This window comes from Brevundimonas sp., from assembly GCF_965227765.1.
Taxonomy (GTDB): domain Bacteria; phylum Pseudomonadota; class Alphaproteobacteria; order Caulobacterales; family Caulobacteraceae; genus Brevundimonas.
Map to the genome: position 1 here is coordinate 1673639 of NZ_OZ245778.1, position 15288 is coordinate 1688926.

At 66.5% G+C, this 15288-nt stretch carries 14 protein-coding genes; 7 read left to right on the forward strand and 7 right to left on the reverse strand.

Translation table 11 applies throughout. The annotated features are described in order from the left end of the window. Nucleotides 1–279: 279 nt before the first annotated feature. The 3 genes from ACO05L_RS08040 to ACO05L_RS08050 all read left to right on the forward strand — a co-directional run bounded on the left by ACO05L_RS08040 (nt 280) and on the right by ACO05L_RS08050 (nt 2118). Nucleotides 280–705 carry a hypothetical protein gene (locus ACO05L_RS08040; protein WP_421728661.1) on the forward strand — a complete coding sequence of 142 codons (426 nt, stop codon included), beginning with the start codon at nt 280–282 and terminating at the stop codon, nt 703–705. Between the two features lie 122 nt (nt 706–827). Next, complete coding sequence (locus ACO05L_RS08045; protein WP_421728662.1) at nt 828–1661, forward strand: division plane positioning ATPase MipZ; 834 nt, start codon at nt 828–830, stop codon at nt 1659–1661. A 31-nt stretch (nt 1662–1692) separates the two neighbouring features. Beyond that, a complete protein-coding gene (locus tag ACO05L_RS08050) occupies nt 1693–2118 on the forward strand; it encodes a molecular chaperone DnaJ (protein WP_421728663.1) in 426 nt (141 codons plus the stop codon). A 9-nt stretch (nt 2119–2127) separates the two neighbouring features. Here ACO05L_RS08050 and ACO05L_RS08055 read toward each other — a convergent pair whose 3' ends face one another. Continuing rightward, a complete protein-coding gene (locus ACO05L_RS08055; RefSeq protein ID WP_421728664.1) occupies nt 2128–3612 on the reverse strand; it encodes a serine hydrolase in 1485 nt (494 codons plus the stop codon). A 319-nt stretch (nt 3613–3931) separates the two neighbouring features. Here ACO05L_RS08055 and ACO05L_RS08060 point away from each other — a divergent pair, with 319 nt between their 5' ends. The 3 genes from ACO05L_RS08060 to clpA all read left to right on the forward strand — a co-directional run bounded on the left by ACO05L_RS08060 (nt 3932) and on the right by clpA (nt 7249). Further along, a complete protein-coding gene (locus ACO05L_RS08060) occupies nt 3932–4402 on the forward strand; it encodes a phasin family protein (protein WP_421728665.1) in 471 nt (156 codons plus the stop codon). Nucleotides 4403–4588: 186 nt separating this feature from the next. Then, nucleotides 4589–4921, forward strand: coding sequence for an ATP-dependent Clp protease adapter ClpS (gene clpS, locus ACO05L_RS08065; RefSeq protein WP_421728666.1), 333 nt, complete (start codon nt 4589–4591; stop codon nt 4919–4921). A gap of 12 nt (nt 4922–4933) precedes the next feature. Next, complete coding sequence (gene clpA / locus ACO05L_RS08070; protein ID WP_421728667.1) at nt 4934–7249, forward strand: ATP-dependent Clp protease ATP-binding subunit ClpA; 2316 nt, start codon at nt 4934–4936, stop codon at nt 7247–7249. 83 nt (nt 7250–7332) lie between these two features. On the opposite strand, the gene ACO05L_RS08075 is transcribed toward clpA, so the two are convergent. From ACO05L_RS08075 to ACO05L_RS08085, 3 genes are all read right to left on the reverse strand, one after another. Next, complete coding sequence (locus ACO05L_RS08075; RefSeq protein WP_421728668.1) at nt 7333–7641, reverse strand: CsbD family protein; 309 nt, start codon at nt 7639–7641, stop codon at nt 7333–7335. Nucleotides 7642–7734: 93 nt separating this feature from the next. Beyond that, a complete protein-coding gene (locus tag ACO05L_RS08080) occupies nt 7735–8412 on the reverse strand; it encodes a chromosomal replication initiator DnaA (protein WP_421728669.1) in 678 nt (225 codons plus the stop codon). 94 nt (nt 8413–8506) lie between these two features. After that, the gene (locus ACO05L_RS08085) at nt 8507–8791 is read right to left on the reverse strand and encodes a YciI family protein (RefSeq protein ID WP_421728670.1); all 285 of its coding nucleotides are present in this window, start codon (nt 8789–8791) and stop codon (nt 8507–8509) included. Nucleotides 8792–8964: 173 nt separating this feature from the next. On the opposite strand from ACO05L_RS08085, the gene aspS reads away from it, so the two are divergent. Further along, on the forward strand, nt 8965–10794 hold the full coding sequence (aspS, locus tag ACO05L_RS08090; protein ID WP_421728671.1) for an aspartate--tRNA ligase: 1830 nt from the start codon (nt 8965–8967) through the stop codon (nt 10792–10794). A gap of 44 nt (nt 10795–10838) precedes the next feature. Here the strand turns inward: aspS and ACO05L_RS08095 are convergent, their stop codons facing one another. From ACO05L_RS08095 to ACO05L_RS08105, 3 genes are all read right to left on the reverse strand, one after another. Then, on the reverse strand, nt 10839–11732 hold the full coding sequence (locus tag ACO05L_RS08095) for a pentapeptide repeat-containing protein (protein WP_421728672.1): 894 nt from the start codon (nt 11730–11732) through the stop codon (nt 10839–10841). Nucleotides 11733–11826: 94 nt separating this feature from the next. After that, a complete protein-coding gene (locus ACO05L_RS08100; RefSeq protein WP_421728673.1) occupies nt 11827–12315 on the reverse strand; it encodes a pentapeptide repeat-containing protein in 489 nt (162 codons plus the stop codon). A 96-nt stretch (nt 12316–12411) separates the two neighbouring features. Next, nucleotides 12412–15150, reverse strand: a complete 2739-nt coding sequence (locus tag ACO05L_RS08105; protein ID WP_421728674.1) for a TSCPD domain-containing protein — start codon at nt 15148–15150, stop codon at nt 12412–12414. Nucleotides 15151–15288 lie beyond the last annotated feature (138 nt).

Sequence of the window (15288 nt, forward strand, 5' to 3'; positions counted from 1 at the left end):
GGATTTCAAAATCTGGCCCCTAAGAGTGGGCTTATGACGCCCAGCAGAATGCTTCGTCCAGTCCTGGTTTGCCTTGCCCTGTCGGCGGCTGGTCTCACGACCGCTTCCTGCGGGATGATGGACAGCCCGAACCGGTTCCAGTCGATGGCCGAGAAGGTCGCCGACATCCCGCTAGACGGGCGGCGTGCCGCGCCGGAGCGTCAAAGCGCTCAGGATCTCGGCCTCCGCCCTGCGACATCTCGCGAGCAACCCGCGGATGACGCCCTGAGGGTCGAGGTCATGGACCCGCACGACCTTTGGGACGCCCGCGACGGTCTGAGGCGCGCGATCCGGCGCGAAACGGAGGTTGCGGCGCCTGTGGTCGCGCAGGCCGTGGTGCAACAGGCTGTCGCCCGGATCGAGACCGAGGCGACACAACTCCGTCCCGCCATCGCACGCGAACCGGCCAAGGCCGGGTTGGTGCAGGCCCGCACCACGATCCAACTCGGCGCCTATTCTTCGCAGGAGGCCGCACGATCCGCCTGGGCGCGCGTCAGCGGGGGAGCAGCCCAGGCGGCGCTCACCGGCCTGTCGCCACTCTATGAAGTGGTCGAGGTCAATGGCCGGCCACTGACCCGGCTGAAGGTCTCGGCCCCCGCCGACACCGCCGTGGCCATCTGTCGGGCGGCCCAGGTGACAGATCCCTGGTGCGCGCGACGAGCCTGAGGCTAGGCCGTCCACAGGTGGAGTTTAACCTTTCGTTGACGTTCTGGGCCTCGGCCCCGATTCTGACTGGAAACGCCCGGTTGCGATGATTCGCTCGGGTCTTCGAAACAGCGGAATCCCAAATGGCGCAGCCTCAGGTCATCGTCGTCGGCAATGAAAAGGGCGGGGCGGGCAAGTCCACCCTGGCGATCCATATCGTCACCGGCCTGCTTCACGCCGGGCACAAGGTGGCGATCATCGACCTGGATCTGCGTCAGCAGTCCATGGCGCACTTCTTCGCCAACCGCGCGGCCTGGACGGCCGCCAACGGCCATTCCCTGCCCATGCCGATCGAGCCCGATCTGGGCGATGGCAAGGCCCTGGCCCGCGCGCCGGAAGAAGAGCAACTGGCCGCATTCGAACGCGTCTTCGCCGAGGCGCAGGGCGCCGACGCTATCCTGATCGACACCCCAGGCGGCGATACGGCCCTGTCGCGCGCCGCCCACGCGCGCGCGGATCAAATCGTCACCCCAATGAACGACAGCTTTGTCGACTTCGATCTGCTGGGTCAGGTGGATCCGGTGACCCTGGATCTGATCAAACCCTCGATCTATTCCGAAAGCGTGTGGGAAGCCCGCAAGGACCGGGCGATCAAGCAGGGTCGCCACGCAGCCATCGACTGGCTGGTCGTCACCAACCGCCTAGCCGTCGCCGAGGCGCGCAACCGCCGCCGTCTGGAAGAGAAGATGACCAAGCTGGCCAAGCGGGTCGGCTTCCGCGTCGGACCTGGCCTGCGTGACCGGGTCATCTATCGCGAGCTTTTCCCGTTCGGACTGACCGTGGCGGACCTTTCGGCGGACGTGCGTCCCGTTTCGGTGTCGTTGGCCCACGTCGCCGCGCGCCAGGAGATGCGCAATCTGATGCAGGCCATGGGGCTGGAAAGCTCTGCGGTTCCTGCGCTCGAAGCGGCGGCCTGATCGCCGGCTTTGACATAGAGGACGTGACGCGGTGGGCCTGATCTGGCTGGCGCTGGCCGGCATCGCCGTCTGGACCCTTGTCCGGCTGGGTCGTCAGTCTGAAAAGCCGAGGCGGGGACACTGGCGGATCGCCGCGACCCTGTTGGGCGCCGTGATGCTGGCGGGCGGCGTGCTGGCGGGTTCGCACGGGGCCTGGATCGCATCTGCGGGCCTGGTGGGGGCCGGCGCCTACCTGATCTGGTCGTCACGCATCCGCACCGCGCCCGCTTCGGCTCGGACAGAGCCCATGGACGCCGCCGAGGCCCGGTCCATTCTGGGTATAAACAAGGATGCGTCGCCTCAAGCCATTCAGGCGGCCTGGCGTCGCGTCATGGCCAGGGCTCATCCCGATCAAGGCGGCACCGAGGGCCTGGCCGCCCGGGTGAATGCTGCGCGAGATCGGCTGCTGAAACCCTGACGTCGAGCGTTATTCCGGGCGGATGACCATGCAGGTGACGCGGCGAGCGGCCAAGGCCTCGCACGCTGATTCCGCAGAGGCCTGGGTCAGGCCTGTGAACCGCGAGCGATGCCATTCTCCGGCCGTCTGGACGTTGCGTTCGGCGTTGGCGAACTGGGCGCGGAATCGGCGGTTGACCTCGGTCAGCCAGTTGCGGGCGACCGCCTCATCGCGGAAAGCTCCGACCTGCACGGCCCAGCGCTGAGCTGCAGGGCGGGGTGCTGCGGGGCGAGGGGACGCGGCTCGCGGCGCCGCTGCAGCGGGCGCACGCAGGGTCGAGGAAGCGGGCCCGCCGTTCAGCGACGCCGTCATATTGGATGTCGTCAGGACAGGGGTGTTGGCCACAGCCGCCGGGCGGCTGTCGTTGCGGCGGACGGGCTCGTCACGGAACGTCGGCGGGCTGGGGATGGAGGCATAGACCGTCGCGCCGCGGCTCGGGTCGGGCCTCGGGGCCGGGGCCGCCGTATAGGCGACCTCGTTCGATCCCATGGCGTCTTCGGTGTCGGCAGAGGCATAGGCGACGGGCGCTTCGGAACCGACATCCGGCCCGCTGACGCCGAAGCCGCGCTGTTCGAAGAAGGTCTGGGCGATCTGGATCGGCTCGCCGCGCGCACGGCGGTCCTCGACCTCAAAGCCGGTGTTCATCAGTTCGGCGACGTGGGCGTTGCGGCTGGGCACCGTCCGGCCGCCCATGACGATGGTGATGATCCTGCGTCCGTCCCGCACGGCCGAGGCGGCGAGGTTGTATCCAGAGGCGTTGGTGAAGCCGGTCTTGATGCCGTCATAGCCATTGCCGCTCAGCAGCAAGCCGTTCGTGTTGCGGTAGTCGCGACCGTTGTAGGCCCAGTCGTGCAGGCCGAAATAGCTGTAATACTGGGGGTAATCGCGCATGACGGCGCGTGACAGGATGGCCAGGTCGCGGGCGGTGGTCACTTGGCGGCTGTCAGGCAGACCGTTCGGGTTGGAATAGCGAGTCTGGGACATTCCCAACTGCTGCGCCTTCAGCGTGGCCATGGCCGCAAAGCGCGCCTGTGAACCCCCAACGTGTTCGGCCAGCAGCATGGCCATGTCATTGGCCGACCGTACAGCAGTCGCCCGCATGGCGTCGTCCAGCCGGATGGTCTGGCCGGAGGCAAGCCCGAGCTTGGATGGCGGCTGGGAAGCGGCGAGGGGAGACACGGTCACCACGTCGTCCAGACTGACCTTGCCCTCGCTCAGAGCCTCGAACACCAGATACAGGGTCATGATCTTGGTGACGGACGCGGGATAGCGCTGGCTGTCGGCGCGTCGGGCGAACAAAACCTCGCCCGTGGTCGCATCGACGACGATGGCGGCATAGCGAGCGTTGTCCCCCGACTGGGCCTCGACCGAGGGGGCGGGGACGGCCAGCGACAGGGTCGTGGCCAGTACGACGGCCAGGACGCCCGCAGTGATGCGGCGGAAAAGAGCGGTCATTGGCAACGGGTTAGCCTCGTAACTGTGGCGCCGTAAGGGCGGAGCTGGCGACGTGCGCAGCCCGCACCCTGCAAGGATAGCGGGTCCGACCCTAACATGGGCGTCGGGAGTTTCGGCCTGGTTAACAAGGTCTCAACGGAGATTTGAACGGAGTATCGGTCACGCAGATGTCAGACGACCGACGCCGTAATGTTGCATTGCACAAAAAACTTGACCTCTGTTCGCACTTGCACCATATGAGCCTCAACGCACCGATCATCGGCAGCGGAACGATTATGCGCGGATCCGATCGCGCCCTTTTTGGTTCAGGAGATTCACCATGGCCGACGCCGCCGAAACCGTGAAAAAGACCGTCGAACAAGCCGCCTCGACCGCCAAGGTCCAGAGCGAAAAAGTCCAGGCCGCCGGCGCCCAGGCGCTGCGTGACGGCATGGAAAAGACCACCGCCTCGCTGGCCCAACTGTCGGCCGAGAGCAAGTCCAACCTCGAAGCCCTGACCGCTTCGGCCACCGCCGCTCAGAAGGGCGCCGAGGCCCTGTCGGCCCAGGCCATGTCGTACGGCAAGACCAGCTGGGAAACCGGCGTCGCCGCCGCCCAGACGATCGCCAAGGCCCGCTCGATCCAGGAACTGCTGGAACTGCAGACCTCCTACGCCAAGTCGGCCATGGAAGTTTATGTCTCGGAAGTCTCCAAGATGACCGAGACCCTGACCGCCTCGGTCAAGGACAGCTTCAAGCCGATCAACGAGCGCGTCACCACCTCGGTCGAAAAGTTCCAGGCCGCACGCTAAGCGACCTCTGATCTCAGTAAGCGTACTCAAGGCCCTCCGGAGTGATCCGGGGGGCTTTTTGCTGTCTGAGCAGTGCCCAAAGGCGGCTATTTCCGCACGGTCACGCAAGCCGTGACTGGACGCATCTTAAAAACCGTCGAAGACTGCCTATCTAGCGTTTCGACTCCCCCCGAATACGGACCCCGAATGCCCACGACGCGGCCAGGTGAAGGACAGGGGCAGGGCTTCGGCTCAGCCACCGTCACCGAAACGAAGCCCAAGCTTCAGAAGCCCTCGCTTTATCGAGTGCTGATCCTGAACGACGACTACACGCCGATGGAATTCGTCGTCTACGTGCTGGAGCGGTTCTTCCAGAAGGACCGCGAGGCGGCCACCCGCATCATGCTGCACGTGCATCAGCATGGCGTCGGGGTGTGCGGCGTCTTCACCTACGAAGTGGCCGAAACCAAGGTCGCCCAGGTGGTCGAGACGGCGCGCCGTCACCAGCACCCGCTACAGTGCACTATGGAAAAAGACTGAGAGGATCTCCCCATGCCCTCGTTTTCACGTCCTCTCGAAGAGACCCTTCACCGCGCGGTCTCCTACGCCAACGAACGCCGCCACGAGTATGCGACGCTCGAACACCTGCTGCTGGCCCTGATCGATGACCCGGATGCAACCGGCGTCATGACCGCCTGCAATGTCGATCTCAAGAACCTCAAGACGGCCCTGACCCTTTACGTCGACACCGACCTGGCCGCTCTGGCCACCAGTGACGGTGATGAGGCCAAGCCGACGGCAGGCTTCCAGCGCGTGATCCAGCGCGCGGTGATCCATGTCCAGTCGTCGGGCCGCGAAGAGGTGTCGGGCGCAAACGTGCTGGTCGCCATCTTCTCGGAGCGCGAAAGCCACGCCGCCTACTTCCTGCAGGAGCAGGACATGACCCGCTATGACGCGGTCAACTTCATCGCCCACGGCATCGCCAAGAAGGCGGGCGCCGGCGAGACCCGTCCCGCCAAGGGGGCGTCGCCTGAAGAGGCCGAGGACGCCGCCGCCGTCAAATCGGGCGGAGAGGCGCTGGAAGCCTATTGCGTCGACCTCAACGAGAAGTCGCGCAAGGGCAAGATCGACCCCCTGATCGGACGGCAAGCCGAGGTGGACCGCTCGATCCAGATCCTGTGCCGCCGGACCAAGAACAACCCGCTTCTGGTCGGCGAACCCGGCGTCGGCAAGACCGCCATCGCCGAAGGTCTGGCCCGCAAGATCGTCAACCACGAGGTCCCGGCCGTGCTGGAAGGCGCGACCATCTACAGCCTCGACATGGGGGCGCTGCTGGCCGGCACCCGCTATCGTGGCGACTTCGAGGAGCGGCTGAAGCAGGTCGTCAAGGAACTCGAGAACCACGAGAACGCCATCCTGTTCATCGACGAGATCCACACGGTGATCGGCGCCGGCGCGACCAGTGGCGGGGCGATGGATGCGTCCAACCTGCTGAAGCCGGCCCTGGCTTCGGGCAGCCTGCGCTGCATGGGCTCGACCACCTACAAGGAATACCGCCAGCATTTCGAGAAGGACCGCGCCCTCGTTCGGCGGTTCCAGAAGATCGACGTCAACGAGCCGACGGTCGAGGATTCGATCAAGATCCTGCGGGGGCTGAAGACCGCCTACGAAGGTCACCACAAGCTGCGCTACACAGAGGCCGCCATCCGTTCGGCGGTCGAGCTGTCGGCCCGCTACATGACCGACCGCAAACTGCCGGACAAGGCCATCGACGTGATCGACGAGGCGGGTGCATCCCAGATGCTGCTGCCGGAATCCAAGCGCAAGAAGGTCATCGGCCAGAAGGAGGTCGAGGCCGTCATCGCCAAGATGGCCCGCATCCCGCCGAAGTCCGTCTCCAAGTCCGACGTGGAGGGTCTGCGCGAGCTGCAGACCGATCTGAACCGCGCCGTCTTCGGTCAGGACGCAGCGATCGAACAGGTGGCCTCGGCCATGAAGCTGGCTCGCGCCGGTCTGCGCGATCCGCAAAAGCCCATCGGCTCCTTCCTGTTCGCGGGCCCGACCGGCGTCGGCAAGACCGAGGTGGCCAAGCAACTTGCCGCCACCCTCGGCATCGAGATGCTGCGGTTCGATATGTCGGAATATATGGAGCGGCACACGGTCAGCCGCCTGATCGGCGCGCCTCCGGGCTATGTCGGGCATGACCAGGGCGGCCTGCTGACTGACGCCGTCGATCAGCATCCGCACGCCGTGGTCCTGCTGGACGAGATCGAGAAGGCCCACCCGGACGTTTACAACATCCTGCTTCAGGTGATGGACAACGGGATGCTGACCGACGCCATCGGCAAGAAGGTCGATTTCAGGAACGTGGTTCTGATCATGACCACCAACGCCGGGGCCGCCGATAACGCGCGCGCCTCCATCGGCTTTGGTCGCGGCAAGGTCGAGGGCGAGGACGAAAAGGCGATTCAGCGCCTGTTCGCCCCCGAGTTCCGCAACCGCCTCGACGCCGTGGTGTCGTTCAAGTCCCTGGCGCCGGAGACGATCCGTCAGGTGGTGACCAAGTTCGTGCTGCAGCTGGAAGCTCAGCTTGCCGACCGCAACATCACCATCGAGCTGACCGACGACGCCGCCGACTGGCTGGCCAAGAACGGCTTCGACGAGCTGTATGGCGCGCGTCCGTTGGGCCGGGTCATCCAGGAGCATATCAAGAAGCCGCTGGCCGACGACATCCTGTTCGGACGCCTGACTCGCGGCGGCCACGTCAAGGTCGAGCTCAAGGACGGCAAGATCGTCTTCGACATCACCGCGGCGGGTGGCGGCGAGACCGTCAAGGAAGCCGCCGACGAGGAAGACGCGGCGGTCTAGAAACTCTTCCCCGTCGGGGGAGGATTGAGAAACAAAAAAAGGCCCGGGAGCGATCCCGGGCCTTTCGTCGTAGAGGGTTAGGCCTAGCTGCGGCGGCGGCCCGAGCCGGCGATCAGCAGGGCGAGGCCGGCCAGGATGCCCGTGGTCAGAAGCGGCTTGCGGCGGGCGAAGTCCAGGCCCGTCTTGACCTGCTCGCGCAGGTCGGCCGGAGCGCGGTCGGACAGTTCGTCCAGCTTGTCGATGGCGCGGCCATACGTGTCCAGGGCCTTGCCTTTGACCTCGTCGAACTTGCCGTCGAGCTGCAGTTTCGAATCGCCGGTCAGGTTGCCGAGAGCGGATTTGATCTTTCCGTTCAGGCCGGTGGCGGCGCCTTCGATGCGGTTGTCGGTCATGGGGTATCTTTCAGATCTGGGAGGGCCGGGGAGGGGCTTCTGGCAAAGCGCATGGACGCGCCACAGGTTCCGGCCAAGCTGGCCGAAACGGCCCTAGAACAGGTCGCTCGTCTCGCCCGCGTCGAGAACCTGACGGGCAAGGGGTTTGGTGACCGGACGATGTGTTTCGTCCAGTCGCGCCACGACATCGGCGGCGGCGGCGGCGGACCGATCTATGCGCCTTATCAGGTAGTCGATGACATCCTCGGCGGGGGTGATGCTGCGCTCGGCGAACCGGGTCCGCAGGATGGCGGCCAGGATCGTGTCGTCCGGCTCGTCGATGGCCACGACCCGAATGGCGTCGAGGCGGGAGCGCAGATCGGGCAGGGCGACCTGCCACTTGCGTGGGGAGGGGCGCGAGACGAGCAACAGGGCGCCGCCATCCGACTGGGCCAGGTTGATGAGGTGGAACAGGGTTTCGTCGCCGGCGTCCTGGGCGATGTCGAGCAGCACGGGCCGCCCCTCCAGCGACAGCAGGTCGATATGAGACGCCTCCGAGCCGTTGAGGGCCAGGGCGCCGACCCTTTCGGCCCAGACGGCGGCCAGATGGCTCTTGCCGCAGCCTTCGGGGCCGCAGATCGCCATGACCTGCCCCGCTGAATCCGGCCAGCGATCCAGCACAGAGGCGGCGTGGGCGTTGGCGGGAGAACGCACGAAGGTCGCCGCGCCGGTCGGCACGTCGCTCTGCAAGGGCAGGCGAAGCTGGTCGGTGGTGAGCGTGTGGCCCGGCATGATCCCATTCTAGCACAGCCGGGGACAAGCGCGGTTAACGTCCCCCGTCTGGCCTATGGGACAGCGGGGACAAGCGTCGCTGTCTGGGGATGGCTCAGACCAGATCGGCCAGGGCGGGATGGAAGCGGCCGCCCGCGAACTCGGTGACCTCGACCTTGACCAGACCCGCGACCTGGAACGGATCCTGGGCCAGCAGAGCGATCATCTCGTCCTTGGAGCCGCCGCGTCCGATCAGGATGCCCCCGGTGCGGGGAACCTTTGGCCCGGCCAGGATCAGATGACCGGCGGCGATCTGGACGTCCAGCCAGGCGCGGTGCTCCGCCGTCTTGGCCTCGATCTCCTCGATGGGGCGGATATAGCTGATGTCGATGAGGAACATGGCGGCCTGCGTGACTGTGCGTATGGCTCCGATATGCCGGTCCCAAGGCCGCGCGGCAAGGCGCAAGACCGCTGCGGGCCAAGGCTCCGACCTTGACTTTCGGGGGCGATGATGCGCCCTTCCGCGCCTTCCAATTCCCGCTGTCCGACAGCCCGTTTCAGACGAATTTCCTCATGCACGCCTATCGTTCCCACACCTGCGGCGCCCTTCGCTCGAGCGATGCCGGCGCCAATGTCCGCCTGTCTGGCTGGGTGCATCGCAAGCGCGACCACGGCGGCCTGCTGTTCATCGACCTGCGCGACCATTACGGCCTGACCCAGCTGGTCTTCCACCCGGAGACTCCCGGTTTCGAAGCGGTGGAGCGTCTGCGCGCCGAGAGCGTGATCCGTGTCGACGGCGAGGTCATCGCCCGAGACGCCTCGGTTGTGAACGCGACCCTGCCCACCGGCGAGATCGAGCTGCGCGTCTCGGGCGTCGAGGTCCTGTCCGAGGCCGCCGAACTGCCTCTGCCGGTCTTTGGCGAGCAGGAATACCCTGAGGAAATCCGTCTTCAGAACCGCTTCCTCGACCTGCGGCGCGAGCGTCTGCACAAGAACATCGTCCTTCGGTCCAAGGTGATCTCCTCGATCCGCCAACGCATGGTCGGTCAGGGCTTCCTTGAATACCAGACCCCGATCCTGACGGCCTCGTCGCCAGAAGGCGCGCGTGACTTCCTGGTGCCTTCGCGGATGCACCCGGGCAAGTTCTACGCCCTTCCGCAGGCGCCGCAGCAGTTCAAGCAACTGCTGATGGTCTCGGGCTTCGACCGCTATTTCCAGATCGCGCCCTGTTTCCGCGACGAAGACCTGCGCGCCGACCGTTCGCTGGAGTTCTATCAGCTCGACGTCGAGATGAGCTTCGTCACGCAGGAAGACGTCTTCGCTGCGATCGAGCCCGTCATGCACGGCGTGTTCGAGGAGTTCTCGAACGGCCTGCCGGTCTCGCCGATCGACGGCGGCCACACCTTCACCAACGACTTCAACGAGACGTTCGAGCACAAGGGCTTCGAGCGACTGACCTATGCCCAGTCGATCGCCTGGTACGGCACCGACAAGCCGGACACCCGCAACCCGATCAAGATGCAGGTCGTCTCCGACCACTTCCGCGAGGGCGGCTTTGGTCTGTTCGCCAAGATCCTGGGCGCGGACGAGAAGAACGCCGTCTGGGCCATCCCGGCTCCGACCGGCGGTTCGCGCGCCTTCTGCGACCGCATGAACTCCTGGGCGCAGGGCGAGGGCCAGCCGGGTCTGGGTTATATCTTCTGGTCCGACGATCAGAACGCCTGGGGCGGCCCGATCGCCAAGAACCTGGGTCAGGAGCCCACCGAGGCTTTGATGTCGTCCCTGGGGCTGGGCAAGGGCGACGCCGCCTTCTTCACCGCCGGCCTGCCGTCCGCCTTCGCCAAGTTCGCCGGTCTAGCGCGCACGCGCGTCGGCATGGAGCTGAAGCTGATCGACGAGAACCAGTTCAAATTCTGCTGGATCGTCGACTTCCCCATGTTCGAATGGTCGGAAGAAGAGAAGAAGGTCGACTTCAGCCACAACCCCTTCTCGATGCCGCAGGGCGGGCTGGAAGCGCTAGAGACCCAGGACCCGCTGACCATCCGCGCCTATCAGTACGACATCTGCTGCAACGGCTATGAGCTGTGCTCGGGTGCGATCCGGAACCATAAGGCCGAGATCATGCTGAAGGCCTTCGGGATCGCCGGCTATGATGCCTCGGTCGTCGAAGACCAGTTCGGCGGCATGCTGAACGCCTTCCGCTATGGCGCGCCGCCGCACGGCGGTCTGGCCCCCGGCATCGACCGCATCGTCATGCTGCTGGCCGGCGAGACCGCCATTCGCGAGGTCATCGCCTTCCCGCTGAACCAGCAGGGCGAGGATCTGCTGATGAACGCCCCGACCGAGGCGGCCGAGCGTCAGCTCAAGGACGTGCATATCCGCACGGCCCTGCCGCTCAAATAGAACGGGTGGGTAAAGCCGGGGCGGTCGTCGCCCCGGTTCACCGTCTAGCGCTCTGAGCTGGCGATCACGAAATTGCGTGGGCGCGGCGGAGCAGGCGGCGCCGGAGGCGCAGGCGGCCGGACGCGGAGCCTCATGCTGCAGCTATTGGGGCGCATCCCCGACGGCAGGCGCGTCGATCCGTCCGCGCAGGCTTCCGAAATCTGATCCTGGGTCAGGCCGCGAGCACTGGAAAGGTCGGCGCCGCGGATATCGGCGCGGTTCAACGACGCGTTCGCAAAGTTGGCGCGGTCGAAGCTGCCGCCGGTCAGGCGGGCGCTGTCCAGTGAGGCATTCGAGAAATTGGCGCGGTCGAACACGCCATTGGACAGGTTGGAGGCGTTGATCTCGGCATTGCTGAAATCGGCGCGCTCCGCCCGGACATTGGCCAGGGTGACGCCGAACATCTCGCTGTTGCTGAGATTGGTGCGTGTCAGGTTGGCGCGGTTGAAATTGGCGCCGTTCAACTCGGCCGAGGACAGGTTTGCATCCTCGAAAATAGCCTGGACCAGGGATGCGCCGCTGGCTTCGGCGCCCGTCAGGTTCGCGCGGGTGAAGACGGCGTTGGTGAAGTTCGCCCCGACCATTTCGACGCCGCTCATGTCGGCCCGGCTGAAGTCACTGGCCGAGAAGTTGGCGCCGATCAGCTCGGCCCCCCGCAGGTTGGCGCCCACCAGGGTGGCGTTGACGAAGTTGGCTCCGGTCAGGGTCGCGCCGGACAGGTTGCGGCCCGACAGTTCACACCGGGTGCAGGATCCGCCCAGCGAGACCATGCGGGCCACGTCGCGATCCTGAACCCGCAGGGTGATTTCCGCCGAGGCGCCGGAGGCGAGCGACGCGAGGGCCAAGCCGGCCAAGCTGGCGGCGACGGCGGTTCGGACGATGGAGGCAATCTGTTTCACCCTGTCTTCATGCCGTGAAGCGCCCAGAAACCCTACTTAAATCGCGGTAACTCCTGCGGCGACCGACAGGCGGCCCGATCCATAGGGAGCGCAGTCAGCAGGCCGGAATGCGAAGCGAGGCGGGCAGGGTGGTGGCCTCATCGCCACAGGCGCGGTTCAACTGAGCCTGGGTCAGACCTGTCGCCCGGTTCAGCTGGGCGCCCGAGAAGTTGGCTCCGGTCAGATTGGCCCCCGCAAAGGATGCGCCCTCCAGATAGGCGCCGACGAAGCTGGCGTTGGTCAGGTCAGCCCGGCTGAAGTTGGCGCTGGAAAAGACCGCGCCATAGGCTTCGACATCGCGCATGTCGGTGTTGGAGAACCGCGTGCGGTTCATGACCGAGAGGCTGAGGTCCGCCTGACGCAGTCGCGCCCCCGCCAGGTTCAGGCCGCGCGCCTCCAGCCCGCCGAAGTCGCCCTGGAACAGGTTGCAGCCGGGGCAACTCGTTCCCCCCCGCACACGGGCGATCTGGCCGGCGTTCTGCGCTAGGACGGGGGTGGCGACGGTCGCCATGACGGCGGCGGCGAGGATTAGCAGGCGTTTCATTCGGGCAGGCTCCGGGGCTGGCGAGGCCAGCGCTGCAATATCGGAGCCGGAGACTAACCCAGAGGTGTTTACGATCCGTGGCTTGCTGCGGGACGCCTAGCCGCCCTGCATCGAGGGGGAGACGCCACACGAATCGCAGACCCAGCCGCCGCCCCGCTGCTGCAGGGTGAAGTCGCCGCATGATGGGCAGGCATCGGCGTTTGCGATGGCGATCGGCCGGTCCTCGACCTCACGCTTCCCAAAAGGCAGGACCACCAGATTGTCGGGCGCCGCGCCCCGGGCGAAGCCCTTGGAGATGAATCGCGCCGCCGGGACCAGTTCGTCGGCCTTGCCCGAGCCCAGGCCATCGGCGTCCAGCGGCTCGGCGTCGGCGTTGGCCAGCTCGTGCCGGTCCAGATAGCTGACCCCGAGTTCGCGGAAGATATAGTCCAGGATCGAGGTCGCAGAGCCGATGGAATCGTTGCCCGTGACCCGGCCCGCCGGTTCGAACCGGGTGAAGACGAAGGCGTCCACGAACTCGTCCAGCGGCACGCCGTATTGCAGGCCGATAGAGATGGCGATGGCGAAATTATTCATCAGCGATCGGAAGGCGGCGCCTTCCTTGTGCATGTCGATGAATATCTCGCCCAGTTCGCCGTCGTCGTATTCGCCAGTGTGGATATAGACCTTGTGGCCGCCCACGGCCGCCTTCTGGATATAGCCCTTGCGGCGGTCGGGCAGTTTGCGGCGCGTGCGGTCGCGCTCGATGACGCGCTCGACGATCCGTTCCTTCGGTTCGGGCTCTGGCTCGGGGCGACGGGCGGTCGGGGCCTCGATCTCGGGCAGGTCGAGCAGGCGTCCCTTAGGCGCGGGGGCGGGCGACAGGCGGATGGCCCGGCGGCCGGAAGCCGCAGCCGCGATCAGGCGCGCTCTTGCCTCGTCGGTCGTCAGGCGCCAGTCGGTAATGTCCGGCGACACGTCGGGGGTGTCGCTGAACGGCTCGATCAGACCGCGGCTCCGGCTCTCGACAACCTCCGGCGCCTCCGACAGCAGATCGGCGAGCGAGGCGGGCGCATCCGGCCAGTTTTGAAGGTCAGGGCGGCCCAGGGCGTAGGCCTGGGCGGCAGCAATGGCGTCAGGCTGCAGACCCAGACGACCGAGCAGGGGGCCGGCCTCGGGATCGACGCCCAGCACGTCGCGCACGAAGCCGGGGTCCAGCACCAGGGGTCCGAAGGCGTCATCCAGGGTCTCGACCGATGCCAGCGCCGTCTCCACCGCCATCAACTCGGCGTCGGTGAAGCCCAGGCCGCGCAGGACGGCATGATCCACGCCCGGGGCCTCGACCAGGGTGCGCGTACCGAACAGCCAACGTTCGGCGGCCTGCGGAGCAACGCCCGCCGCTCCAATGGCCTGGGCCAGGGAGGGAAGCAGCCGTCGATCGACCTCGCCATCGCCGGTCTCGAAGGTTTCGACATGGGTGAAAGGTTGGGTTCCCAGCCGTAGTGCGGCGTCGCGGTCGTCGACGAACAGGCCGATGGCGGCGTGGCGCCGGCCGCTGCGCTGCATCGCCGTGTGCGCGGCGGCGCACAGGTCGGCGGCCTGGCGGGCAAGAGGGGCCTCAGACGCGGCCAGGGTCGTCTGACGGGCGGCCAGGGCCTCAAGCCGGACCTCGGCAGTTCCATTCCACTCGGCACACGGCCTCAGGGCGTCGGCCAGCTCGCAGGACGCCAGCGAGGCCCAGGCGGCGACCTGCGCCGACAGGGCTGCCAGGGTCTCGTCGCCGTCGCCCTGGCCGTGGCGCGCCAGCAGGACATCGACCGCGCCAGTCAGGCCGATGACGATCGGGCGGGCCGCGTCACGACGCCGGGCGGCGGCGCCGTCGCTGCTGAAACCGCAGGCGGTCTCGATCTCCAGGGCGGTAGCCCACAGCCGGACCAGGGCCTCCAAAGCATCGGGCGTATCGGCGAGGGCAGAAAGATTCAGCAGGCACCGGGCGGCGACGGCCTGATCCGCCGTTGCGACCGCATCCGCATCTGAGAAGGTCAGGATCAGGTCGCCGGTCACCGCAGCGGCGGCGGCCAGATCGGCTTGGGATTCGATGACAGCGCGGTCGGTTCGCACGACGAGGGGCGCGAACCCTGTCGACGGCGACATCTGCGGGGTGATTCGAGAACCGGAGATGGCGCTCAAGATATCGGCGTCGCCGGCTCCGGCGCGCCGGGCGGCCAGGGCGGCGCGGGCGAGGGCCGGGTTTCGGCTCGGATCGCTGCAGTCGCCTTGCGGGCCTTGGCAACGATCGACCGCATCGGACACGGCGTTCAACGCCGCAGCCACAGCCTCAATCGCGCTGGCGGTCAGTCGGGCTGTTCGCCGCGCATCGACGGCATGGTTAAGCGCAGTCAGGTCCAGAGGCGCGTTTAGGGCCAGGACGGCGGCAGCGGGAGCCTTGGGCTGAGGATCGCCAGCGATGGGATGGATGCGCGCACCGTCACGCAGGCTGCCCACCGGCGTGGCCAGACCCATGAGGATGCTGGCGACGAGGTCATCGGCAAAGGCCTGGCCGTCCTTCGATCCGGCGAAAACCCCCATGGCCCGTCCCCAGGCCGAAAGCCGGTCTGCCCACCCGGCGATGCCGCCAACGAGCACGCCGGAGCCGAAGGTCGGATGATCGGATGGCACGGTCAGCGCGGGCGGGTCATCAGGCAACTGGTCGGCCCAGTCCAGCCAGGCTTCGATTCGCGCAGAGGTCCAGCTGGTCGGCGCAACGACTGCCGCCAAGCCCCGTGGCCGCTCGATCTCGCGCTCACTGAGTGCGACCTTGGTCGCCTCGGCGGCGAAGCGGGATGTGAAACGCATACGGACCTCCGCCCTCGAATGCCCGACAATAGGCCCCGTCAAGTGGCCGCATCAATAGATGTGGGGTGTCGGCTTAAGGTTACCCCCAAGATGTTGATTAAACTTCAGGCCTGCTTGTGCTGGACGACAGGCCTTGCG